General features: G+C 48.6%; 20 protein-coding genes. 13 read left to right on the top strand and 7 right to left on the bottom strand.

The genetic code is table 11. The features are described from left to right. Positions 1 to 751: 751 nt before the first annotated feature. Genes AAC006_RS04925 through AAC006_RS04910 form a run of 4 tightly spaced genes read left to right on the top strand, consistent with a single transcriptional unit; the run spans position 752 to position 6,152 of the window. Entirely contained in the window at positions 752 to 2,044 is a 1,293-nt protein-coding gene (locus AAC006_RS04925; RefSeq protein ID WP_013786616.1) for a site-specific integrase, read from the top strand. Further along, positions 2,031 to 3,782 (top strand): hypothetical protein, encoded by a 1,752-nt coding sequence (locus AAC006_RS04920; RefSeq protein WP_013786617.1) that lies wholly within the window; start codon positions 2,031 to 2,033, stop codon positions 3,780 to 3,782. The genes AAC006_RS04925 and AAC006_RS04920 overlap by 14 nt, the downstream gene beginning before the upstream one ends. Then, the gene (locus tag AAC006_RS04915; RefSeq protein ID WP_013786618.1) at positions 3,782 to 5,776 is read left to right on the top strand and encodes a hypothetical protein; all 1,995 of its coding nucleotides are present in this window, start codon (positions 3,782 to 3,784) and stop codon (positions 5,774 to 5,776) included. The genes AAC006_RS04920 and AAC006_RS04915 overlap by 1 nt, the downstream gene beginning before the upstream one ends. Continuing rightward, positions 5,760 to 6,152: a hypothetical protein gene (locus AAC006_RS04910; RefSeq protein ID WP_013786619.1), complete on the top strand. Its 393-nt coding sequence runs from the start codon at positions 5,760 to 5,762 to the stop codon at positions 6,150 to 6,152. Before AAC006_RS04915 ends, AAC006_RS04910 begins: the two co-directional genes overlap by 17 nt. Before the next feature lie 798 nt (positions 6,153 to 6,950). Here the strand turns inward: AAC006_RS04910 and AAC006_RS04905 are convergent. From AAC006_RS04905 to AAC006_RS04885, 5 genes are all read right to left on the bottom strand, one after another. After that, a complete protein-coding gene (locus tag AAC006_RS04905; RefSeq protein ID WP_007105030.1) occupies positions 6,951 to 8,057 on the bottom strand; it encodes an FUSC family protein in 1,107 nt (368 codons plus the stop codon). 130 nt (positions 8,058 to 8,187) lie between these two features. Next, positions 8,188 to 8,787 carry a cytochrome b/b6 domain-containing protein gene (locus AAC006_RS04900; RefSeq protein WP_013786621.1) on the bottom strand — a complete coding sequence of 200 codons (600 nt, stop codon included), beginning with the start codon at positions 8,785 to 8,787 and terminating at the stop codon, positions 8,188 to 8,190. Between the two features lie 18 nt (positions 8,788 to 8,805). Continuing rightward, a complete protein-coding gene (locus AAC006_RS04895; protein WP_007105033.1) occupies positions 8,806 to 9,756 on the bottom strand; it encodes an aldo/keto reductase in 951 nt (316 codons plus the stop codon). A 63-nt stretch (positions 9,757 to 9,819) separates the two neighbouring features. Continuing rightward, entirely contained in the window at positions 9,820 to 10,617 is a 798-nt protein-coding gene (locus AAC006_RS04890; RefSeq protein WP_007105034.1) for an SDR family oxidoreductase, read from the bottom strand. A gap of 42 nt (positions 10,618 to 10,659) precedes the next feature. After that, positions 10,660 to 11,481: a class III extradiol ring-cleavage dioxygenase gene (locus AAC006_RS04885; protein WP_339890815.1), complete on the bottom strand. Its 822-nt coding sequence runs from the start codon at positions 11,479 to 11,481 to the stop codon at positions 10,660 to 10,662. A gap of 118 nt (positions 11,482 to 11,599) precedes the next feature. Here AAC006_RS04885 and AAC006_RS04880 point away from each other — a divergent pair, with 118 nt between their 5' ends. Further along, positions 11,600 to 12,511, top strand: coding sequence for a LysR family transcriptional regulator (locus AAC006_RS04880; protein ID WP_007105036.1), 912 nt, complete (start codon positions 11,600 to 11,602; stop codon positions 12,509 to 12,511). Positions 12,512 to 13,204: 693 nt separating this feature from the next. On the opposite strand, the gene AAC006_RS04875 is transcribed toward AAC006_RS04880, so the two are convergent. Beyond that, positions 13,205 to 13,897, bottom strand: coding sequence for a transporter substrate-binding domain-containing protein (locus tag AAC006_RS04875; RefSeq protein ID WP_232363161.1), 693 nt, complete (start codon positions 13,895 to 13,897; stop codon positions 13,205 to 13,207). 351 nt (positions 13,898 to 14,248) lie between these two features. Between AAC006_RS04875 and prmA the strand changes: the two genes are divergently transcribed. From prmA to purD, 6 genes are all read left to right on the top strand, one after another. Beyond that, positions 14,249 to 15,130, top strand: coding sequence for a 50S ribosomal protein L11 methyltransferase (prmA, locus tag AAC006_RS04870; RefSeq protein WP_013786627.1), 882 nt, complete (start codon positions 14,249 to 14,251; stop codon positions 15,128 to 15,130). A gap of 235 nt (positions 15,131 to 15,365) precedes the next feature. Beyond that, positions 15,366 to 16,364: a tRNA dihydrouridine synthase DusB gene (gene dusB, locus AAC006_RS04865; protein ID WP_013786628.1), complete on the top strand. Its 999-nt coding sequence runs from the start codon at positions 15,366 to 15,368 to the stop codon at positions 16,362 to 16,364. Between the two features lie 30 nt (positions 16,365 to 16,394). Further along, positions 16,395 to 16,688, top strand: a complete 294-nt coding sequence (gene fis / locus AAC006_RS04860; protein WP_012520109.1) for a DNA-binding transcriptional regulator Fis — start codon at positions 16,395 to 16,397, stop codon at positions 16,686 to 16,688. 81 nt (positions 16,689 to 16,769) lie between these two features. Then, a complete protein-coding gene (purH, locus tag AAC006_RS04855) occupies positions 16,770 to 18,368 on the top strand; it encodes a bifunctional phosphoribosylaminoimidazolecarboxamide formyltransferase/IMP cyclohydrolase (RefSeq protein WP_013786629.1) in 1,599 nt (532 codons plus the stop codon). A gap of 818 nt (positions 18,369 to 19,186) precedes the next feature. Beyond that, positions 19,187 to 20,002 (top strand): methyltransferase, encoded by an 816-nt coding sequence (locus AAC006_RS04850; protein WP_339890812.1) that lies wholly within the window; start codon positions 19,187 to 19,189, stop codon positions 20,000 to 20,002. Between the two features lie 41 nt (positions 20,003 to 20,043). Further along, on the top strand, positions 20,044 to 21,336 hold the full coding sequence (gene purD, locus AAC006_RS04845; protein WP_339890810.1) for a phosphoribosylamine--glycine ligase: 1,293 nt from the start codon (positions 20,044 to 20,046) through the stop codon (positions 21,334 to 21,336). Positions 21,337 to 21,476: 140 nt separating this feature from the next. On the opposite strand, the gene AAC006_RS04840 is transcribed toward purD, so the two are convergent. Beyond that, positions 21,477 to 22,193, bottom strand: coding sequence for a sugar-binding protein (locus AAC006_RS04840; RefSeq protein ID WP_339890872.1), 717 nt, complete (start codon positions 22,191 to 22,193; stop codon positions 21,477 to 21,479). A 120-nt stretch (positions 22,194 to 22,313) separates the two neighbouring features. On the opposite strand from AAC006_RS04840, the gene AAC006_RS04835 reads away from it, so the two are divergent. Together AAC006_RS04835 and AAC006_RS04830 are read left to right on the top strand one after the other, a co-directional pair. After that, entirely contained in the window at positions 22,314 to 23,270 is a 957-nt protein-coding gene (locus AAC006_RS04835) for an ion transporter (RefSeq protein WP_339890808.1), read from the top strand. 106 nt (positions 23,271 to 23,376) lie between these two features. Next, on the top strand, positions 23,377 to 24,282 hold the full coding sequence (locus AAC006_RS04830; protein WP_013786634.1) for a phosphoribulokinase: 906 nt from the start codon (positions 23,377 to 23,379) through the stop codon (positions 24,280 to 24,282). The last annotated feature ends 312 nt before the right edge of the window (positions 24,283 to 24,594 follow it).

The following is a 24,594-nucleotide window of genomic DNA, read 5'->3' as shown; positions in this document are numbered from 1 at the left end:
GTTTGTCCCCAAGTTTCTAAGATATCTACATTTTAGTTTTAAATATCTTAGTAGTGGATTGAAACGATTATACATACGAATGCTAGCATATGACGAATACAAAATACTGTGGTAACTATTGACATTGGAATGAGCCTACCCTAAGTTTCTTTCCAGAAATAGACAAGGAAGTGGGCTAGCCGCTCACGGCCAGAGGGCCCTCAGGCCCGCCCCTGGTAGGAAGAATTTCCGCTCTGATTACCAATGAAAGAGGGCAAAGAGAGTGGCTGTACCTTTTACAGCGATTCGGTGAGTCACGGCTTATAAAAGCTATCAAAGATCTGCCAGGTAACAGGAAACCCTATCCCTTAAAGTAGCCCGAGTTCTTGGGGTTCAGCTCCCAAAGCCCTGTGATCTCCCCAACCTTAAGGCAAACCTCAGAGCCGATAGAGAGGTGCGATTAGGTCTTCGATCTATTCGGGGCCTGTTGGCGTCTCTTGGGAATATTCAAAACCAGAAAAGTGATGAGGCGAAATAGGGAAAATGCAAGAGGCGGACATTCGGTTGCTGTTTGATTGCGGAAATCTGAAGTCAGTAATGATCACCAGAGCGCCCCTGGTTGAAGGCTGGTGCTGCAATTTTCGCGAAAGGGTGGCGGCTGTGAGGTGCTCGACTTTCAAAGAGTAAGTCTGCGAACTTTTAAGACTCTGGATGCGACATTTCTGGCTGCAAGCCGGATTGGGTAGGCAATCGATCAACCAAGGACTTCATTATGGCGATGCTCGAAAGAGTCAGTATTACGCCTATGGCTCTCGATACCGACAAGGGTTCTCAGGAGGTTTCTTGGGTTCCGGTCAGTCGCTCAAAGCCAGTGCCAAAGGTGCCACACATATTCTTCGATGACGGAGAGCCTTGGCTCGCGGCCAATGCTTATGCACTCCACAAGTTAGACTCCGTTGTAGGAAACGATATCAAAACAGTGGCCTCAAACATGAGTCACCTAAAAGCCTACGCTTGCTGGCTAGAAGATCATGGGGTGGATTGGCGACACTTTCCGAAGAGAAAGAAAGATCGTTGTCTTTTCCAGTACCGAGGATTTCTCATTGAACAGCGGAAGGCCGGATTGGTTAGCTCCAGCACCGCCACATCGAGAATGGGCGCGATCATTCAATTCTACCGCTGGGCCCAGGTTTATGGCTGGGTTGACCGTAAGTCCATGTGGGAGGATCAGTCTAAAACGATCCAGTTCTATACCTCTGTCGGCTTCTCTCGGACGATGTCTGTGACTTCAAGCGAGTTGGCCATTCCGAATCGAAGGCGGGTTGGTGCGGCATTGGAGGATGGGCTGACCCCTCTAACGGATGAGAATCGAGCGGCGCTACTTACTTTTCTTTTCGAGCGTGGGAAAGTAGAGCTTTACCTGATGACCATGATTGGCTTCTTTACTGGGGCTCGGAGTGAGACCATTCGCACCCTGCGTCTATCAAGCATCGATAACGCCCTGGATGATCCGACAATTCCCTCAATGAAGCGCATTGCGGTGGGGCCTGGAACAGGTGTTGAAACCAAGTACGATGTGAGTGGTGCGCTGCTCTTTCCTGCCGAGCTTGTTCGTCAGCTTGAGCGATATGCTTATTCAGCGCGACGCCTTGGTCGACAGGCGAGGGCCTCCGAAGAAGATCGAACCTTGCTGTTTCTGTCTGAGCGAGGAAACGCCTACTCCGAGACGTCCTTTACAAAACTAATCAGCTACCTGCGTGAAAAGCTGGCTGAGGCAGGGCTTGATCAATTTAGGGATTTTAAATTTCACCAAACACGAGCCACTTTTGGCACCCAGTTAATGCGACTCGCAATGAGCGCCCTTCCGAGCCAGGTCGATGCCATCGTTTTTGTTAGGGATGCCATGCTCCACAAGGATGAGGCGACAACTTGGAAATATGTGAAGTTCATCGAAAAAGAGCCTGTAAAGGAGGCGCTGTCGGACGAATTTTTCAATTTGTATGTCGGCAAAGTTGGCAACGTCGAAACATTAATCGATAAGGTTACATTCAATGACGACGCCTGATTTGTTGATCCAGTATCTAGATAAGGAGAATGCGCCCCGATATGGTTCAAGGTCAGATTTAACACGGTTCCTTTATCGGGGCGGCGCGAGCTTGAGAGCGGATTTGGCGTTCAAAAAAATTGCCGTGGGAGCGCTAGGGGCGATTCGAACAGAGAGGTTGGAGCTTTTACAAGCTGTTAAAGAAGAGCTTGAGAATAGACTTTACGCTGGCCGATCGGAGAAGTCGGTGCCTCATTACCTTGCTACGTTCGTGGGATTTATGAGATTCCTGGATGAGGGCCAGCACTCGTTCAGTCTTGCAAAGCTGGAATTCAACTTCCTGGAGTACGCCGAGTATTTGTTCATTAAGTCTAGGAAGAAGGGTTCGAAGTTGAGCCCGAAGTCAGCCTACATAAAGGCTGCGACGCTGTCGTCGATTTTTGGTTCCATTCTTTCCATACCGGAAACCGTCCGCCTCATTAATAGGACTCGCCTTCGTGCCGTCAAGGAAGCGCCAAAAGCGGTCAGTCGGATTGCTGAGAAGAAAAACTTGGAGGCTACCTTCAAGCAGGGGAATTTCCTGGTCGATATCGCGGAAGGATTGTCTAAGGAAGCTGTTTATGGGCCCCTGCCCCTAGAGATCCCAATCCGAGCCGGTCTGGTTGAGGGCAATGAGGTGTTGCTCCATGCGGGATTGCAAGAGCTTGAGTTGGCAGCTACTCCCAAGCCTGGCTGGGCATATCAGAAAAAGGTCCTCTATCGGGAAGCGTTAAAGCGACGAGAGGCGGTCAGTGATATTTCTCCCCGGAGGGGCGGAGCGAAAAGGTGGCACCTGGTGAACCTGCGAGTCCAGGCAGAGTTTCTGATTTTCCTTGCTCAGACAGGCATGAATTTGACTCAGGCTAGAGAGTTGGGGCGCGGAGCCTTGAAGTATAAGCCGCTCGGCGATAGCTGGCAGGTAAGGTGTTACAAGAACAGGAGAGGAGGTGAGGTAAGCTTTCGAATTTACAAGTCTTACAAGCCCTTTCTTGAGCGATTTCGAGCCTTTGTGAACCATTTCTTTCCTGATTCTCCAAACTTTTTCCCTCAGTTTGATAATTATGGCAAGGGAGAGAGTGTGTCGAGAACGGGGCTTACTCACTTTGTGGCGTTTCGGCAGTTATTTGAAGCACATGGACTTGCTTGGGTTACACCACGAGAACTGAGAAACACCAGGGTGAATTGGCTTTTGCGCCGCTCAGGAGACCCTGAATTAACGGCAGATATGGCTCAGCATACTCGGGAGGTGTTAAAGGACCAATACGAGCGACCTAGTCAGCAGCGAGCTATGGTTGAGGTTGCCCGGTTTTGGAGCAAGCACGACCCTATCAAGCAAAAGGATCTCAAGGCGTCGGTGATTTCCAGCAGTTGCAATGGTGACCCAGAATCGGTGGCCGATAGACCTGGGGGGATAGTTGAACCTAACTGTGTCAATCCATCTGGTTGCCTGTGGTGCAAGCATCATCGCGATGTAGATAGTGAAGACTATATCTGGTCCATTTCCTCCTTTCGGCATCTCAAGACGATTGAGGCAAGCATGACGCTGAGTCGTGAAGAGGTGCCCTCTGACGTCGTAGTTGATCGGTTATCCGAAAAATTGTCGTGGTTTAAGAACTCTAGTTCTAGGCGTGCTGGCTGGGTGTCAGAAGCGCAGGAGCGGATTGAAGAGGGTGATTACCACCCTAATTGGGCCCCAATTATTGAGCTTCTGGAGCAGTAATGAACGCTGACACTTTGCGCTTTATGTCGCCATCCACGTTGGTTACGGTCGACTCGCCGTTGTATCGACCGCCATGCTTTCCGCCACCCAGAGATTGGGCGGTATCGGTCGACAGCGAAGGTGCCCCGCTGTCCCTATATGGTGATGATTTCTGGGACTTTCGGGCGTTCGAGCGCTCTGCGACCTTCAATTTTAAAAAGGACGGGATTTCTGATGAGAATGTCTTTCTTGTCAAGCAGGTTGTGCTCTTGGTGCTTTATCATCCGCGACTTTTTCCTGGGCGAATTAGGAGTTGTGTTTACTCGTTTGGAGCCCTGACAAAGATTGCAAGCGTCTGCGATAGTAAGGGAGTGCTGATCTCGGACGTTGAGAGGTTTCCGGCGATTCATCAGGAGATTGCTGATGCTCTTCAGTGCGCCAGTTTTAAGGTTTACGTCAACTTTCTACATAGATTGAGATTGCAATCAGATGTTCTTGGCTTTGAGGTATTCGGAGGGAGAGGTTTGGCGCTCCTGGCGTCGCAGATAAAAGGTCATGAGAAGGTTCAAACTCCATATATTCCACCCAGAATATGGGCGTACCAGGTTAAGAGGTTGAATGAGTGCCTGGACGATTTTTTCGAGCATGAGCAAGCGCTGGGAAGCGCATTCAGCTGGTTATCAGAAGCGTATACGTATAACGCCTCTTGCGTAAAGGATGTTAAATACCATTCACCCTTTTATGAGCCGCACGTTTACAAAAAAAGAGTGCTGTTTGCAGGAGGGTTTGAAGGATTTTCTGTGGAGTATGGACTTTCAGGGCTTTTCGAGAAATGGCTGGGCGTACCGCCTCTCATCTACAGGAGTACCCGCTTTACGGCCTATCTCAATATGGTTAAAGAGGCGGCTCTATTTTACATCATGAGCTTCTCCCTTCAGCGCCTGAATGAGGTGAACTCGCTCAGGTCTGATTGCTTTCTCATCGAGCGTGACGAGAGGTTGGGGGATATCGCAATGTTGGTTGGGGAAACCACGAAAACTGATCCTGATGATGATGCTCGATGGGTTGTGCCCAGCACCGTTAAGAAGGCTGTTGATGCGGCGAGCACCATTGCTAAATGGAGGCTGAAGTATTTCCCAGGGGGTGAGTCTGCGCCTGAATGGGATAGTTCTTCTGTGCCGCTCGCGTTGGCCGGAACGGAGCCGTGGCTTCCAGTAAAGGGTAACAACCGAAACTCCAAGAACGAACTTATAGGGCAATTAAGGCTGGGTCCCTTCATTGATCGCTATCCGCTTTTTTTCGATCCAGAAGAGATGGCAGTGACAGAAGAGGATTGGAAAATTGCGGTGTCTATGACCCCGAATATTGGCAATAGAGAAGGATTTGGCATCGGGCTTCAATGGCCTTTAGCGGCGCATCAGTTGCGACGCACCACCAACGTCAATATGTTCGCCTCCAACATGGTTTCTGATCAAAGCTTACAGTGGCTCATGAAGCATGTGAGTCAAAAAATGACGCTTTACTATGGCCGCAATTTCACTAATTTGAGACTCAACTCGGATGCTGAAACTTCCGTCATAGTCGAGTCCTACAAGGCAATTTACCGGCAGATTGCAAGTGTGGTGGAAGATAGCTTTGAGAATGTGCGCCCTCATTCTAAGCAGATGATCCCGATTAAGGTTGTCAATCTTGTAGAAGCTGGGGAGGAAAAACAGCTTACGAAGTTAATAGCCAAAGGCGATATTGGTTGTCGGCGCACACTGGCCGGATTCTGCATGAAGGCTGGGGTCTGTGAGTATGGTGGTATTGAGTCAATGGCGCAGTGTGCTGGGGCTGATGGCGGAGGCATCTGCACAGATGCGATTTTTAAGCGTGAAAATGGGCCAGCCTTGAGACGACTAAAGGCTGCTCACGAAAAGAAAATCGAGTCGCTGACCTCCGAGAGTCCACGTTTCAACGCTTTGAAAAAAGAAATCTATGCGATAGAGGTGTATCTCAGTGTCGTCAACGGTTAAGAAATCGGCAGAGCAAGAGTTCAGGGATGCATTTGATCGGCTGAAAAAAGGTAAGACAATCCGCCTTCCTTTGGGGGCAGCTGTTACCCAAAACAACGTTGCGAGAGAAGCGGGACGAGATCCCTCAGCTTTGAAAAAGGACAGGTACCCTTTGCTGATACTTGAGGTTCAAGCCTACATAACTTCTAAGTCGGAGCAAAAGAGGAGCAGCAAGCGTACTACAGACAACAGGGCAAGAACCGATAAGCAGAAGATCGCAGACTATCGCAAGCAGATTGATCGCCTGAGTTCTATTGTGGCGGCGCAGAATTCGACTATCGAAGAGCTTCTGGATGAGATTGAGCGGTTGAAGGCCGGGAGGGTGTCACGCTTTTAGCCCTCCGGTTACACGTAATATTCCGGTAAGCTCATGATATTCAATGACGCATAGCAGGTTACGCTTTTCCGATTTGCTACCCAAATGATGCTACCACAATTTGGCCGCTCGGGTCGCAAAGCGAACATTCAGGGCCGAGTCCGAGGGGTTCAATTTGAGGCTACGGTGTGTCACACGCATCGGGGTAAGTCCATTGAGGCTGAGGGGCATGTCGTGCTTAAAGGGGTAATTCTCGGATTCAGTCGGGGTTGTGAACATGTCAGAACCGATAGAGCGCCCTTTGGACGCGCTATCCGGAGGCCCGAAGCAAAGGGTCTGGATTACCATGACCGTTGTCGAGGAAACGCAATTGGTCCTTCCCGATGAACCGACCTTAGCCCTGGATCTTGGCCGCTAGGTCGAGGGGTTCGATCTTATCCGGGAACTGAGTCGCCGGGGGCAAAACCATTGCCATAGCTATCGACGATCTCGCCAACGCCTGTCGCTGTGCCAACCACATTGTAGTGATGAGGGAAGGTTGTATTTATGCTGAGATCAGCCCCAAGATGTGGTGACAAGGGAGCTTATTGAATCGGTCAACTGAAGCCGCCGTGATCTCTTTCCCGATCCAGTAACTGGCACTCCCGCTCGTATTCTTAAACCCACACTCGTATTGCGGTCTCTAATCCAAAACGCCGCGTCCGATTCATTCTCAGTGATACTCAGGGCCTATGAACTACCCATAAACTGGCTCTCTTGCATCTGGGACAGACCAAGGTTTTGATAGGCGTTCGAGAACCAACAGCCCGTGACTGCAACTTACCTTCCGCGATTTATGTGATGAGTTAGCAAATGAGCTCGGTCGTCCAGGGTCGAAAACAGAATCGCAAAACAGATCCCGACAGCGGTCCCTATGAGGGTATCTACTACCCGCTCCTGCACCATCGCCATGCCAGCAAGGTCTGGTGCCGCCAGATAGCTCATAAACAGAGCCATGGGCGTAACCAGAACCTGGCCCAGTCCATAATTCGATCCGATGATGGTCTCGGTAGCGAACGACAGTAACGCCACCAGCCCAATAATGGTCCACACAGAGGGCTGGCTTAGCAGCACCAAAGCCACAAGGAGAGCGCCGAGTACGTTGCCTATGGTGCGCTGTAGGGCTCGGCTCATACTGATATGCAAATGGCTACCCTGTAACACGGCGACAGCGCCCATGGCCGCCCAACCGGCGTGCTGACCGCCAAACGCATAAGCAACATAAGCCGCCACGGCAGAGCCCAACACCATGCGCGCGACGGCGATCAACTTGTGACTGGCGGGCCGGCTTTTGAACCAATCCTGTGCCGCCGGTGTATCGTGGCGGAACACGTCGGTGATCATCACCACTAGCCAGGCAAGAGCAGCGGCCACTGCGGTCGCAGTCGTACGTTCGAGGACAGAGGCAAAGGTATCCACTTGGCCCATTGAAACGCTGGCGGCGAATATGAAGATCAATGCACCTGGCGGACCGAAATCACCAACGGTGACGATGTAAAACAGCGTACCGCACAACAGCGCCAGAATGGCCAGCTGACCAACCATGGGCAACTCCAGCCAGGCCACCAGGGACATCACAAAAACGGTTGCGGTTTGGCAGAGCAAACAAAGGAAAACCGTAAAGCCCCGGCGTTCCGGGGCCGCAAAACGGCCAAACAAAGCCACCAATGTACCCAGCGAAGCAAATCCAATCAGGTGCGAAAAGTCGGATAGCTCGATCAGCGGAAGCACAACCAGCGCCGCGATAGCCACCTGTAGTCCGGCCAGTGCCGAGTTCCTGAAGCCAGGCTGATTAACTACGGCAAAGCACTCTTTGAACTGTGCCCGCGATAGCAGAAACCGGATTGCAGCTGATCGACTTTTTACTCTGGATAAGCGCTGATGCACTTGACCTCCGACAAAATTGGATAGCTTAAGATATAGTTAGCCTAATAACCGTTTGCCTCATTGATCTATTCGGAGTTTCCGCAATCAAGTCGCGAAATAACGAGAATTTTTGGTTTTGGAGATTGCCTCATCACACCATACGTTTAAGCGTATCGTCTCTTTTCACGAAGTGATGAATCAGTGCCATACCAATATGACCAACAATCAAAACGGTCAAAATCCATGCGATTGGCGAATGGAGCTGTCCCAGGGCTTGGGCCCAGGCAATTTCCTCGCCTTCAGCAAAAAGCTCGATACCGAAAGCCGTAATCCCGTGGCCACCACCCAGCATGACCATTACCCCGGTTATCGGCATCAGCAACAGGCCAAGATACAACGCCCCATGACCGGCCTTGACCAGCAGAGCCTGCGCCGGATCTTGCTGCGGGCGCTGATGACGCTGGCCAGCGGCCCAGGCCAAGCGTACCAGAATCAGCAGCAACATCAGCGAACCTATAGAGACATGCCAGGGCACCAGCGTTTGTCCGACCCAGTGTTCTCCGTCGAAGATTCGATCACCAAACTTGAGCAGTTGCCAGAACACCAGTAGGGCCATCGACCAGTGCAGCAGTTTGGTGAGAGCGCCATACCGCTCACGAGAATCGTGGATCATGATTGGGTTCTCCGTATTGCGGGTTTCATTACCATTGAAGGTGTTACCAAAGAGGATGAAGCCAGAATGCACACTCATTCCAGCCTCATCTTCATATCACTGCCTACTGGCGGCGTCCAGCCTGGAAAGCATCTCTTCCGGTAGTGACAATTTCACCGAAGCCAATATCTCATCCAGTTGAGACAGCGATGTTGCACTGACAATCGGTGCGGTCAGTTCTGGCTGGTGGAGCAGCCAGGCCAGTGCCACTTGGGATGGTTTTGCTGAAGCCTCCTGCGAAACGGCCATCAGGGTATCCAGAATGCGCTGACCACGATCGCTGAAATAACCGTTGAGAAAGTCAGCCCGAGGGTTGCCTTCCAGGTCTGAAAGCTGAGCGTATTTGCCAGTCAGGAATCCACTGGCCAGAGAAAAGTAGCTCACCACGCCAAGATTGTGCTCGCTGGCGACTTTCGCCAGCGACGACTCGAAATCGGCCCGGTCATGCAGGTTGTAGAGGGGCTGGATCAGCTCATAGCGCGCGAACCCATGATCACGAGACACGGCCAGCGCCTGTTCCAATCGATCGGACGAATAATTGGAGGCGCCGATGGCCCGCACCTTACCGGCCTTGATCAGCCGGTCAAACGCGCCCAATGTTTCCTCCAAGGGGACTTCCTGATCATCAATGTGGGCGAAGTATACATCGAGGTAATCGGTGCCCAGACGTGACAGGGAATCCTCAATTGCAGCTTCGATGTTGGCTGCAGATAGCCCTTTACGACGCTCCAGCATACCGACTTTGCTCATGAGAATGACGTCATCACGACGTCCCCGCTTTTTCAGCCATCGTCCGATAACTGCCTCCGACTCGCCACCTTCAAGGCCCGGTGCCCACGCAGAATATACGTCGGCCGTGTCAATGGCGCTGAAGCCCTGCTCCACAAACCGATCGAGTAGCTGAAAAGAGCGGTTATCATCGGCTGTCCAGCCAAACACGTTTCCGCCAAATACCAGTGGGGCTATCTCCAAACCGGACTTCCCAAGGGGTTTCTTCTGAAGACTCATGATGCCTCCCTCAAAAAACAACTGTCAGTGGGTGAGTCGGCCGGGTGGTCCCGGCCGGCGATTTCAGGCAATGCTTTCCACAATGCCACCTTCAACACGCAGGGCGGCGCCTGTGGTGGCACTGGCCTGGGGAGACGCAGCGTAGACACAGAGGCTGGCGACCTCTTCCGGTTCGGCAAAACGTCGGAGCAGCGTGGAAGGCCGGTTTTCGTCCAGGAACAGGGTTTCCATTGCTTCCGGGGAGACTCCCCGCTCAGCCGCCAGGTCAGCCATCATGGCTTTGGCTCCTTCAGTACGGGTCGGACCGGGAAGGATGCTGTTCACGGTCACACCGGTTCCGGCAAGAACCTTGGCGAGACCCCGGGATACACCTTGAAGCGCCGCCTTGCTCACCCCGTAGTGCACCATCTCCGATGGAATATTCAACGCCGATTCACTAGAGATGAACTGGATACGCCCCCAGCCCCGAGCCTTCATGCCAGTTGCGTAATGCCGGGCAAGTCGAACACCGCTCATCACGTTGACCTGGAAAATCTCTTCCCAGGCAGCATCGTCGATATCGAAGAATGGAACGCCGCCATAAATACCCAGGTTGTTGACCAGAACATCCACCTCGGGCAGCTGTTCGATGATGGTCCGGCAACCTTCCGCGGTACCCGGGTCCGCGATAATGCCTTTTGCATCGTCCCGACCGCTGGCATTGGCTATCTCGGCCAGCGCCTTATCCACTTTGGCCTGGTCACGACCCACTATAGTTACCGAGGCACCGGCCTCGGCCAGCCCCTGGGCAATGGCCAAACCGATGCCCGCGGTAGAGCCGGTGACCAACGACTGTTTGCCCGTGAGTTCAATTTTCATCATTTAATTCCTCTTGCCATTGATTTTTGAGGGGACGTCACCCACTCAACCAAATTGAAACGCTGATAACTGGGTTTCCATCACCCGTTCGGAATAAACCTTCTTGCCGGGCTCCTCGCCCGCTGCACCCGCTGCCACGAGCAATGGAATCAGGTGTTCCTCGTCTCCATGCGGATGACAATCGAGGGCGTGGGGTGCCTGAACCCATTTCCTCAATCGCTGATAACGAATTCCGGAGTCACCTTCGACAGTGACCGTCAGCCAGTCATCGAACGCCTCGGAGAGCGGTGTAAACCGCTTGTCGCCGTAGCCACGCATGTTGTGGAAGCTCATGCCACTGCCGAGAATCAGCACACCTTCGTCACGCAGTGGCGCCAGAGCTCTGCCTGCCTGCAGGTGTGCTTCGGGGTCCAGGTCCTGCCGTAACGACAGCTGAACCACAGGAATGTCTGCCTCGGGGAACATCACCTTGAGCGGAATAAACATACCGTGATCAAACCCACGCCCGGAATCCTCCAGGGTGTTCTGTTGTGCCCCAACCAGTAGACGACTCACGCGATGCGCCAATGCCGGCGCTCCTGGAGCCGGATAAGTCAATTTATAGGTGTGGTCCGGAAAACCGAAATAGTCATAAATGAGATCGGGCTGGCTGCCGGCGGTCACACTAAACTCTTGAGTGCGCCAGTGGGCGGATACCAGGAGGATGGCCGTCGGCTTTTCTGGCAAACGCCCGATGACGCTTCGAAGAAAGTCGGCCATACCGTCCCACGTATTGCGGGGACTCCAGTCCATAAAGAAACAAGGGCCAGCGCCGTGGGGAATAAAAAATACCGGTTGTCTGGTAGGCACTCTTGGCTGCGTGGACATCGACATACCTCCATAGGTTTGAATAGTTCAGATATCACAATGAACAGGTTATACTGATACTCAGGAAAGGAGAACGGACTTAAAAAAGGAACTGTTTTAACTAAAGGTAGGAAATAAAATGCTGGACCGATACACAAGCATGCAGGTATTCGTTCAGGCAGCGTCCAGAGGTAGTCTGTCTGCCGCCGGCCGGGAGCTGAACATGTCGCCGGCAATGGCCACAAAACATGTGGATTCACTGGAAACCAGGCTCGGCACGAAACTGCTTCATCGCACCACTCGACAGTTATCACTGACAGATGCCGGACGGGAATACCTGCAGGCCTGTCAGCGCATTCTTCAGGATCTTGAAGAAGCGGAGTCCGAAGTATCTTCCCAGCAGCATCAGGCCATGGGTCGATTACGTCTGAATGCACCGCTATCCTTTGGCACACGCTTCATTGCACCGTTAATACCGGAATTCACCCATCGTTACCCACTGGTGGAGGTGGATCTTGGCCTGAGCGACACTCAACAGGATCTGCTGAAAGAGAGCTGGGACCTGACTGTCCGCATCGGACACCTCGCTGACAGCGACCTCAGGGCCCGCCGTCTCGGCAATTGCCCGATGCGACTTTGTGCCTCGCCTGAGTATCTGAAAAAACATGGAACCCCTAACCGTGTTGCCGAGCTCTCAAACCACAATTGCCTGAGCTACAGCCTTTCCTCAGCGCAACGCGGCGGCACCTGGGCATTCGGCCAAGATGGTAAGATCCAGGTGCCCGTAACAGGCAACCTCATGTCCAACAATGGCGACGCACTTCTTGCTGCCGCCGTTAAGGGCCAAGGGATCATATATCAGCCCAACTTTATCGTGTCCGAGGCATTGGCCAGTGGCGCTCTGGTTGCTTTCGAATTGGATCACCCTCCACTGGATCTCGGCGGCCTGCATGTGCTGTTCGCGCCGGATCGTCGGTTACCCCTCAAAGTAAGAGCGATGATCGACTATTTGGTTGAGGTTTTTGAGAATTCGCCATGTAGACCGTCGTAAATTTTATCCTTTCTTACCAAGGCCCCCTCTCTACACCTGTAAACTGTTCCAACAGTCAGGCTTAGTTCGAAGTTAGCCCGCTCCAGGCCAAAAGCTTTATGTCGGCTTCTGGATCGCGGCCACCTTCTCCTTTTCCATCTGCTTTTTTAAGATCCCGAAACCAATGGTTGTTCAAATATTGTCGTCAACAAGGAAAATCTCATTTGCGGAACCGAAATGGGATCGAGGCCATAAGTCCATTGAGTGTTTCCTTTTGTTTAGGCCCGGACATTTTATTTTCCTCGTAGCTGTCAATTGATGGTTCTAACAGGCAGTGCCTTTAGACCGCAATAGTGGGCTACGTTTTTGGGGTACGAAATACCAATCCATCAATGGCATGGACAAAAAAGTGTATGAAGAGGGCCTTATATCGACGTTCGCCATGGACACGAGGCCATATAGTGAAAGCCCTGTTATGCTCAGTTTAAAGTCATGTCCATAATTGGGTCATTCGTAGTTACAGCTTCTACGCAACATGTGAGTAACTAGGTTCAAAGTATCATTTTATTCGGCAAACACGACCCATGAAGACACAAAAAAAGCGATAAACGCTAGAAATAAGCGTTTCGGACAGAGACATTAGGTTAAAAATTTGAAGGAAAAGGGTAGTACGTTAGAAGTGGTAGGCCACAAGACTCAAAAACTCATCTTAGCTTAATTCAACTTTTTAGCCGGTTGCATGGGCTGATCTTCAATAAAATTAAATAGACCAAATTGATCAAGTAAAGACTGGTACCGGCCGTCTTTTATGAATAGCGCCAATACTTCATTAAACTGGTTTCTTAGTTTCTCGTCAGAAATAGCCGCACTGTAGGCGGAAACGGGAAACAGCTCGTGTATTGTTGTGTCGTGTTGCTTTTCGACAGGCAGCTGATGTTTAACGTATTGAAAAATGTTTCTATCCATCACAGCCACATCTACGCTGCCAAGCAGTAGCAAACTAACCTGCCGGTCTTGTTGTGCAAGCTCCATATAGTTTTTTTGATGGGCTAACGTGTCTTTAAACTCTTCACCCAATACCGATATTGCCGTTTGAAAAGCAATCACGCTATGCCCGACTAAGTCTTGTATTTCGTGAATTTCAAAGTTTCTGTCAGTGCGGCTTACTGCAACATTTTGATAATAAACGTATGCATCAGTCAGAATAGCGGGGTCAATATCGTGACCTGGATTTAAGGTTAGTCCAATATCCACCTCCCCCTTTTTCATTATGCTGGCGGTGCGTCCAAAAGGAACGTAAATCGGCGCCATGTCATGCCCCATTTCAAGCAATATTGCCCGCACGAGTTCTAACTCAAAGCCGGAATCTTGCTCTGAGATAACATAGGGAGGTTTTGTCCAGCCCACGACCACCTCAATTTGCTTTGCAAATGCGGCGTTGGAAGAGAACAAAATAATAAAAAGTACGACAATATAGTGCATAAGGTGAAATAGTAATGGAACACCTATTAACTATAAACACTTGCCAATAAATAACCATTCTCCAAAAGACTTAACCATTATATAAACCCTTTAAAAACAATGGCTAATAAAAGTTAAATGTAGACTTAAGTTTGATGAAAAAAGGCACTTTTACATAAAATTATTGTGTAAAGCGGGAAAACGAACGGGAAATTGACGGGTTGCTACCAGCATTATGATTTCGCTTTAACTAGCCAAGCGGTACAATATGGCCAAACCCTTTGAACATGTTTGAATATGGCCTGGCTACAGTTACGAATAAATACCTCCTCAGAATACGCTGAATCAATTGGCGATATGCTAAGCGCTAACGGTTCGCAAGCGGTAACCTATGTAGATGCGAAAGACACGCCTATGTACGAGCCTAAGCCTGGTGAAATTATGCTGTGGCCCGACACGCAAGTGGTGGGCTTGTTTGAAGCCACCGATGACATGAAAGCCATCATTAAACGATTAGGCAAAGCGCGCATTCTAGGTTCAGATTTTAAATACAAACTAGAGCCACTTGAAGACAAAGACTGGGAACGTGAGTGGATGGATAATTTCCACCCTATGCAATTTGGTACCCGCTTATGGATTTGCCCGAGCTGGCGTGATGTGCCAGACCCTAATGCCGTTAACGTGATGCTAGACCCAGGCCTTGCCTTTGGAACGGGTACTCACCCTACAACTGCCCTGTGCTTACGTTGGTTAGACGGTATCGACGTTGCTAATAAAGTGGTTGTGGATTTTGGTTGTGGTTCAGGCATTTTAGCCCTAGCGGCACTTAAATTAGGCGCTAAGCGAGTCGTCGCCATTGATATCGACCCACAAGCGCTTCAAGCCACACAAGAAAATGCCCGCCGTAACGGCGTTGAAGACAGGCTTGATGTTTATCTGCCGGCTGACCAACCCACGCTAGAGGCCGATGTAGTAATGGCGAATATATTATCTGGCCCACTTCTAGAGCTTCAAGATGTTATTTCATCTTACTGTAAACCGTCGGGCTTACTCGTCCTTTCCGGCATTCTTGCTGAACAAGTAACCAAAATTGAAGCTGCCTACACCCGCGATTTTGCCCTTGATGAGAGCGCGATTGATGGAGAATGGGCGCGAGTGTCTGGTAAAAAACTCGCCTAAATGTAAATTTTTTGTCTTTCAATGCCTTTCAATTCGCGGCCTTTGAGAGATTTGATTAAAATTCACTCTGCAAAACGGTGATAGATGGCTAATGTTACAGTTTTTTTTCACTGTCAAGCCCATAGAGTGAAATTTTGTGTGATTTTTAGCCTTTTCAAGTATTGCGAAAACACGTACACTTAGCGCCCCGTTTTAGCCGGGTGTATAAATTCTGTGCAGTTCTAGATGGCGAAATATGCGAATTGGTTCCTATACGTTAGATAACAATTTGATGCTGGCTCCAATGGCTGGCGTGACTGACCGTCCATTTCGTCAACTATGTAAACGTATGGGTGCGGGGCTTGTGGTGTCGGAAATGCTTTCAAGCAATCCAAAGGTATGGAATACCGCAAAATCACAAGCACGAATGAATCATGAGGGCGAAGAAGGTATTCGTTCTGTACAGATTGCAGGTGCTGATCCAGAGCTTATGGCCCAAGCGGCACAATTTAATGTTGAGAACGGTGCGCAAATCATCGATATCAACATGGGTTGTCCAGCCAAAAAGGTGAATAAGAAACTGGCAGGTTCCGCGTTGCTTCAGTACCCGAGCACGGTGGAATCAATCATTAAAGCAGTGGTTAATGCTGTAGATGTTCCTGTAACACTTAAAATTCGTACCGGCTGGAATACCGATAACCGCAATGGGGTTGAGATAGCCCGCATTGCTGAGCAAAACGGCATACAGTCACTGGCTGTTCACGGTAGAACGCGAGCTTGTATGTACAAAGGAGAGGCGGAGTTTGACACTATCCGTCGTATAAAGGAGGCAATTTCGATACCCGTAATTGCCAACGGAGATATTACCTCTCCTGAAAAAGCACAACAGGTACTGAATTGTACCGGTGCAGATGGTGTGATGATAGGTCGCGGTGCTCAAGGCAATCCTTGGATTTTTAAAGAGATCCTGCATTACCTAGAAACTGGCGAGAACCTAAAGCCACCACCATTGTCTGAACAGTATGAGATTTTGCACGAGCACGTCGCTAATGTACAAAGCTTCTACGGTGAAGTCGCCGGTGTAAGAATTGCCCGCAAGCATGTGGGCTGGTATCTCTCGGAACACGATACGGATCGTCAATTTCGTAAATCGTTCAACGCTATCGAGGATGCGTCAGCGCAACTTGAAGCACTAAACGCTTATTTTGAAGCGCTGCAGAATCGAGAAACCCGACAGATTTCTCCTGCAGCATAGTAATGACTAACTTAAGAGCAAGACAGTATTATGTTCGATCAAAACGTGACTTCACCTTTTACTACTACAGTAACTACGCCTTCTCAGACGCAAGCACAAAAGCCACTTCGTGACTCAGTAAAGCAAGCGGTTAATAAATACTTGAAGCAACTGGACAACGCCAACATCGATAATTTATACGAAATGGTACTGGCCGAAGTTGAGGCCCCGCTGCTGGAAGAAGTTATGACTTACACCCGCGGCAACCAAACCCGCGCTGCCATTATGATGGGAATCAACCGTGGCACGCTTCGCAAAAAGCTGAAGCAGTACGGCATGAACTAAAATCACCGGGCCTAGCCCACCGAAGAGCACCTACAGGTGCTCTTTTTGTTTCACCACTCTTAACTTTGAAGCTTATATTTTATGCAAACACCAAAACCCATTAAACGTGCTCTATTAAGTGTCTCTGATAAAACCGGTATCCTCGATTTCGCCACCGCGCTGCATAACGCTGGGGTGGAACTTCTGTCGACGGGCGGTACTGCTAAACTCATCGCTGAAGCTGGCTTGCCAGTAACAGAAGTGTCTGACCACACAGGTCACCCAGAAATTATGGCTGGCCGTGTAAAAACCCTTCACCCTAAAATTCATGGCGGCATTTTGGCTCGACGTGGTATTGATGAAGCGGTAATGGTCGAAAACAACATTGCTCCAATCGATTTGGTGGTAGTGAACCTTTACCCATTTGCTGCAACAGTGGCTAACGACGATTGCACGTTAGAAGACGCTATTGAAAATATCGATATTGGCGGCCCTACCATGGTTCGCGCTGCGGCTAAAAACCATAAAGATGTAACCATTGTTGTTAAAGCTGCCGACTACGGCCGCGTTCTAGCTGAAATGGAAACAAACGAAGGTTCACTGACTTACAAAACCCGCTTCGACCTAGCGATTAAAGCGTTTGAGCATACTGCTGAATACGACGGCATGATTGCTAACTACTTTGGCGCACGTATTGATGCTACCGATTGCGAAGACGACTGCGGACATGAGCACAGCGAATTCCCACGTACATTCAACGTTCAGGTTAGCAAGAAACAAGATTTGCGTTACGGTGAAAACAGCCATCAAAGCGCTGCTTTCTACGTTGAAAACGATATTCAAGAAGCGTCAGTGTCTACGGCCACTCAGCTTCAAGGTAAAGAATTGTCGTTCAATAACATTGCCGACACCGACTCTGCCCTAGAATGCGTTAAAGAATTCGAAGAGCCAGCTTGCGTTATTGTTAAGCACGCTAACCCTTGTGGTGTAGCTATTGGCGAAGACATTTTGTCTGCCTACGACCGCGCGTTTAAAACCGACCCAACCTCTGCGTTTGGCGGCATTATTGCGTTTAACCGCGAGTTAGATGCGAAAACGGCACAAGCGATTGTGGATCGTCAGTTCGTAGAAGTGATTATTGCACCTATCGTTAGCGACGAAGCAAAAGACATTGTCAGCACAAAGAAAAACGTACGCTTATTAGCGTGTGGTGATTGGGCTGGTCAACTAACAGACGGTTACGACTTCAAACGTGTTAACGGCGGGCTGCTAGTTCAAGAGCGCGACTTTGGCATGGTTGAAATGGAAGACCTTCAAGTAGTCACCAAACTTAAGCCTTCAGATGACGAACTTCGTGATTTGATGTTCTGCTGGAAAGTTGCCAAATACGTAAAATCTAACGCCATTGTATATTGTAAAGACGGTATGACAGTGGGTGTGGGCGCAGGTCAAATGAGCCGCGTATATTCTGCAAAAATTGCAGGTATTAAGGCCGCTGATGAAAACCTAGAAGTAGCAGGCTCTGTAATGGCATCTGACGCTTTCTTCCCATTCCGCGATGGCATTGATGCTGCCGCAGAAGCTGGCATTAAAGCCGTTATTCAGCCTGGTGGCTCAATGCGCGACCAAGAAGTGATTGATGCAGCCGACGAACACGGCATCGCCATGGTGTTCACTGGCATGCGCCACTTCCGCCATTAAAATAGATGATGCAGTAAGCGAGTACGAGTTTGGAGCACGCCGTAAACCCGTCCATGGGGGCTCCGCCCTCGTACTCACTACTACATCTTGCTAGCTTATTGCGTGCCGTGCTTTGGAAACAGATAGCTGGTTAGAGATGGGTGAAGGGTTACCTATGGCATCCTTGCCGCAGAGGGTTTAGTACTGGCATTCACTTCCCCTCTTTTGATAGCTAGGCTCTACAGTTGCCATTGAATAAAAGTGCGGAACACGCTAAAACTCACAATCCAATAGGCATGACGCCGGTTGATAGGAGTGAGAGCAGAAGGCATTCAAAACCTTCACAGCATGGATGCTTTAGCAGAGCGCCCATGGATGAGTCTGCCGCGTGTTTAAATGCAAACTGATCTCGTACTTAATAAGCATGACGCCGGTTGATAGGAGTGAGAGTAGAAGGCATTCAAAACCTTCCACAGCATGGATGCTGTGGCAGAGCGCCCATGGATGGGTTTACCGCGTGTTTAAATGCAAACTGATCTCGTACTTAATAAGCATGACGCCGGTTGATAGGAGTGAGAGTAGAAGGCATTCAAAACCTTCCACAGCATGGATGCTGTGGCAGAGTGCCCATGGATGGGTTTACCGCGTGTTTTGAATGCCTTCTACTCTCACTCTCAGCTCTGAAGCAAGAAAAAGCAAAACGGCAGAGTACAGATTTAGCATGTTGGGTGTCGGGTAGGTGTCATAGTTTGTTGTTAAGCTTAATCTGAAACTGGTGTTTATCAGTATTAGCAGTTAACGTAATCGCCGTTACCCTCGATGATAATAAGGAAATAACAATGAAGAAGTTAGCCAAATTAGTACTCGCAGCCACGCTTGGCATGTCAGCAACCTATGCAAGTGCCGATGCTATCTCGGATGCAGCCATGAGCGAACACCGCTCAGCACAAGCTAAAGTACGTGACGAATTCCGTAACCCTCAGCAAACATTACGATTCTTTGGTGTTAAACCAGACATGACAGTGGTTGAAATTGCACCGGGTGGCGGCTGGTATGCCGACATTATTGCGCCTTTGGTTCAAAAAGAAGGTCAGTACATTGCTGCTCACTTCTTCGTTGACGAATCAACCAACGATTATTACCGTAAGTCGTTAGAAAACTTCAATCAAAAAGTAAAAGACAGCGCGCCTTATCAAGGTGTAAAAGTCACTGCTTTTCACCCAACCAAAGCCCTTGATATTGCAGAGCCTGGTAGTGCCGATGTGGTACTTACTTTCCGTAATATTCATAACTGGTACATGGGTCAAGGTACTGAAGGCATCGATAATGCATTTGGTGCTTTCTTTAAAGCCCTTAAGCCTGGTGGCGTGTTAGGTGTGGTAGAACATGAACTACCTGAATCTGCTGAAGATTCAGCGATGAAGAAAAGTGGCTATATGAAGCGCTCTTTCGTTGTTGCTGCTGCCGAGAAAGCGGGCTTTGAGCTTGAAGAAGCTAGTGACATCAATGCAAACTCTAAAGATACGGCCGACCACCCGCGCGGTGTATGGACGCTTCCTCCTAGCCTCAAATTAAAAGATCAAGATCGTGAGAAGTACCTTGCCATTGGCGAGAGTAATCGCATGACACTTAAGTTTAAAAAGCCCGGTTTGTAAAAACAAAGTCGTAAAACCAAAACCTTAAAACGGAATAGTTAATGAACGTACTTGTAATTGGCGGCGGTGGCCGCGAGCATGCGCTAGCTTACAAAGCAGCGCAATCTTCTGAAGTTTCAACAGTGTTTGTTGCCCCTGGTAATGCTGGAACCGCAATAGAACCTAAGCTAGAAAACGTAGCAATTGATGTAAACGATATTCTTGGCTTACTGTCTTTTGCTAAAGGTAACGATGTTGAATTAACCATTGTTGGCCCAGAAGCGCCGTTGGTTGCAGGTGTGGTAGATGCGTTCACTAACGAAGGCTTAATGATATTTGGCCCTACACAAGCTGCAGCGCAGCTTGAAGGGTCAAAAGCCTTTACTAAAGATTTTCTAGCTCGCCATAATATTCCTACCGCTGAATATCAGAACTTTACTGAAATTGACCCAGCCATCGCTTACGTGCGTGAAAAAGGCGCGCCTATTGTAATTAAGGCAGACGGCCTAGCAGCAGGTAAAGGCGTAATTGTAGCGATGACGCTACAAGAAGCAGAAGATGCCATTCGCGACATGCTAGCAGGTAATGCCTTTGGTGAAGCTGGTAGCCGCGTTGTAGTAGAAGAATTCCTAGATGGTGAAGAAGCCTCGTTTATCGTTATGGTAGACGGTAAAAGCGTGCTTCCTTTTGCCACAAGCCAAGACCATAAGCGCGCCGCAAATGGCGATAAAGGCCCTAATACAGGTGGCATGGGTGCATATTCTCCTGCCCCAGTGGTTACACAAGAAATTCACGACCGCGTGATGAAAGAAGTAATCATGCCTACCGTTGAAGGTATGACAGCAGAAGGTAACCCTTACATGGGTTTCTTGTACGCTGGGCTTATGATCATGGCCGATGGCACGCCAAAAGTAATTGAATACAATTGCCGCTTTGGCGACCCAGAAACCCAGCCTATTATGCTGCGTTTACAATCTGATATTGTCGATTTGTGCCAAGCAGCCTGTAAGGGTGAACTTGGCAATCAAACTATTGAGTTTGATGAACGTGCCGCCATCGGTGTTGTTCTTGCGGCAGGTGGTTATCCGGGAAGCTATGACAAGGGCGATGAAATTACTGGCTTTGAACAAGCTGCCGATTTAGATGGCAAAGTGTTTCACGCTGGTACGTCACTAGAAGACGGCAAAGTGGTGACTAACGGTGGCCGCGTATTGTGCGCCACTGCCATGGGTAATAACGTGACTGAAGCTCAGCAAAAAGCGTATGAGCTGGTAAATGCAATTCAGTTCAAAGACGCGTACTTTAGAACTGACATTGGCTACCGTGCCATTGCCCGTGAATCTAGTGCCGACTAGGCGCTTGTAGATGCTATGTAGATGTCTTATATAGCCTCTTATTTAATCTCTTTTTAAGAGAAGCACTGAATAAAAGCACATGTAAACGCCGCCTAAGCTAACAAGACTTAGGCGGCGTTTTTGTTTGTATTACCCCGTGCTTACTTTAACTCAAGCACATCAAATACAGACGCATCTTTGTATCCTTGGTTCTTATCCCCGTTGATTGGGGTAATAGGGTGCGACCCCATAAAATGTTCTCTATCGCCTCCGTCCGCATCACAGTAAGCCAGCATAAAGCCTAGCTTCATACCCTTTTTCAGCGTTACAGGCGTGTTGGATTCACCGTGAACATAATCATCAGCAAACACTTTTATTGCGGTTTCCCAATGCACCACAAAAGGGGCGTCCGATTGGCGTTTCCACGCACTATCAACATGGTCGTTATAAAGCTGAGGCACAGCTTCACCCTTATTTTCTGCTGCCATGCTTGGGCCGATATCCGCCACTTGGTTGTCTAACGCTAAGTGGTATGCAAAAGCATTGTAGTTGTTGAAGTGGTCGCCACCTGAGCCGTCTGCATCAATGAATATCTCTAAACAATCGTCATCCCAATAACGCTCTATGGGCGAGGCATAAGTGTCAGATAAATGGTCATCTCGAATTTCAGCCAACAAATACAGGGCATCTTCGTTCCAGCGAAGTTTATACTTTCCTGTAAAATCGCTGGCAGCAGGTGTATCACCAATAATCACTTCATTCATAGGATACCAATCATCCCCTTGCCAAAGTGCCTCGTTCGCTACCCCATCAATAGTGGGTGCAGCTTCGGTATGCAGTGCTTCATCTGCATTTACACTTACCGTAGCTGTACACATTACCACTGCCAGCCAATGACATGCTTTCATAGTTAATCCTTATTTTATTAACGGTGTATTTTTGCTTACCTGCCGATTCTTGGTAGAGTATTAAACTGCACCTGTAACGCAAAGGCATTTATGTCACTTCAGACCACTTGCTACAATATTTTAGCTTCTTATAAAGATGCTCAATCACATCACAAAACAAGTAAGTACTTTGATGTGATACTCGTGACTGTCATTGTGATTAATATCGCTACTATGATGCTATCTACCGTGCCGGGAACTTCTTCACAATGGGGTACAGAGTTACACATTATTGAAGTGATTTCTGTCTGCCTTTTTACCCTTGAGTACTTACTTCGCATTTGGAGTAGTGGCGCAGCACCGCCTTCGGCACTCGCATCGTCAAAAGACGTTCAATTGCATACGCCTTGGCAAAAGCGCTGGCACTATCTTAAAAGCCCTATGGCGCTGATTGATTTGCTTGCCATATTACCTTTCTACCTAAGCATGTTTGTTACCCTAGATTTACGGATATTACGGGTATTCAGGGTGCTGCGAATATTAAAACTTGGCCGCTACTCGCGCTCGATGCAAACGCTAATTACTGCCATAAGAAACGAGTCTCATGCATTAATTGCCGCACTCAGCGTGCTGATGTTGTTTACCGTTATTGCTGCCACCTGCATTTACTACATTGAACACACTGCGCAGCCTGAGGCTTTTAGCAGCATACCCGCTTCACTATGGTGGGCAGTGGTAACACTGACCACTGTTGGCTATGGTGATATTGTTCCCATTACGCCTGGGGGCAAAATTTTTGGCGGTTTAATCACCCTTTTAGGCATCTGCTTTTACGCCCTGCCTGCCGGTATTTTGTCGTCCAGTTTTACCGCTCAAATGCAGCTTAAACGAGACCGCTTCAAAGAGACTGTTCGCACGGTATTAGAAGATGGTAAATTCAGCGATCACGATGCTAATCACTTGGAGCGAATGCGAGCTCTACTTGATTTAGATGAAGAAGAAGCTCGACTAATCATTCGTTTACTGCAACATCACCATAAAAACGACAACCGTGAAAAAGATAACTAAAATGTGCTGGGTAATTGCTCACTCGACCCCTTACTTAAGTCTAACTCTTGATTAATGGTGTCAGTGGGCTTATAACTAGTACCCGTCATTTCTCAAACGAATTTCTATGTCTGTAAAACATCCAATTATTGCCATTACCGGTTCGTCAGGGGCAGGAACAACCACGACAACCAATGCTATACGCCACATTTTCAGAAACTTAAATGTGAACGCAGCAGTGGTTGGCGGCGACAGTTTCCACCGATTTACTCGCCCGGAAATGGAAGTGGAAATTCGCAAAGCCCAAGAACAGGGCCGACATATTAGTTACTTTGGCCCAAAGGCCAACGATTTCGAATTACTCGAAACCCTCTTTAGAGAATACGGAAGCTCAGGTTCAGGCCAGTTCCGCCAGTACCTGCACACCTTTGATGAAGCCGTGCCTTTTAATCAAATGCCTGGCACCTTTACCCCATGGCAAGATTTACCACAAAATACCGACTTACTGTTTTATGAAGGCTTACATGGCGGCGTAAAAACCGAAGAAAATGATGTAGCCAAGCATGTGGATTTATTGGTAGGCATGGTGCCTATTGTAAACCTTGAGTGGATTCAAAAAATTGTGCGTGATACCACCGACCGAGGCCATTCTCGTGAAGCGGTAATGAGTAGCATCGTGCGTGGGCTAGATGATTATTTCCAATACATCACGCCTCAGTTCTCTCAAACCCATGTTAACTTTCAACGTGTACCTACGGTAGATACTTCAAACCCATTTAGTGCCCGTGAAATACCTACGCAGGATGAAAGCTTTGTTGTGGTTCGGTTCAGGCGTGAAATGAAGCACGTTGACTACCCGTATTTACTACAAATGATTGATGGCGCGTTTATGTCGCGTATTAATACACTCGTAGTACCTGGCGGTAAAATGGGGTTGGCGATGGAGCTTATTCTTACTCCACTTCTTGAAGATATTTTAAATAGAAAGCGCCGTGCTGGCCATCAAATGGATTGGTTAAATTCTCAAGAATAATTAGTTCTAGCAGTTTTTAAATAACATTTGAAAATTTCAAAAAAAAGGCTTTCTAGGAAGCCTTTTTTATTATTTTTAGATAACACAAGAAACTAGACTGAAGTATTAACGCTTGAATTTTAAATACTATTTTTTCTTATCAACATTGCACTAAAATGGTTACTTTGAACGCACCAAATTCATTTTAATATTTATTCCTCAATCCCCATCCCCTGTCTATTTTAATTTTATATTAAAGATATACATGCTATTAAAACAATTAAATTCAAAGCGTTATTATAACTTCACTTATGTCTATTGCTGCTCAAAAAT

This window comes from uncultured Alteromonas sp. (genome assembly GCF_963976965.1).
Lineage (GTDB): Bacteria > Pseudomonadota > Gammaproteobacteria > Enterobacterales > Alteromonadaceae > Alteromonas > Alteromonas naphthalenivorans.
The sequence above is the reverse complement of the archived record's forward strand: the minus strand, read 5'-3'. Positions and strand labels throughout refer to the sequence as shown.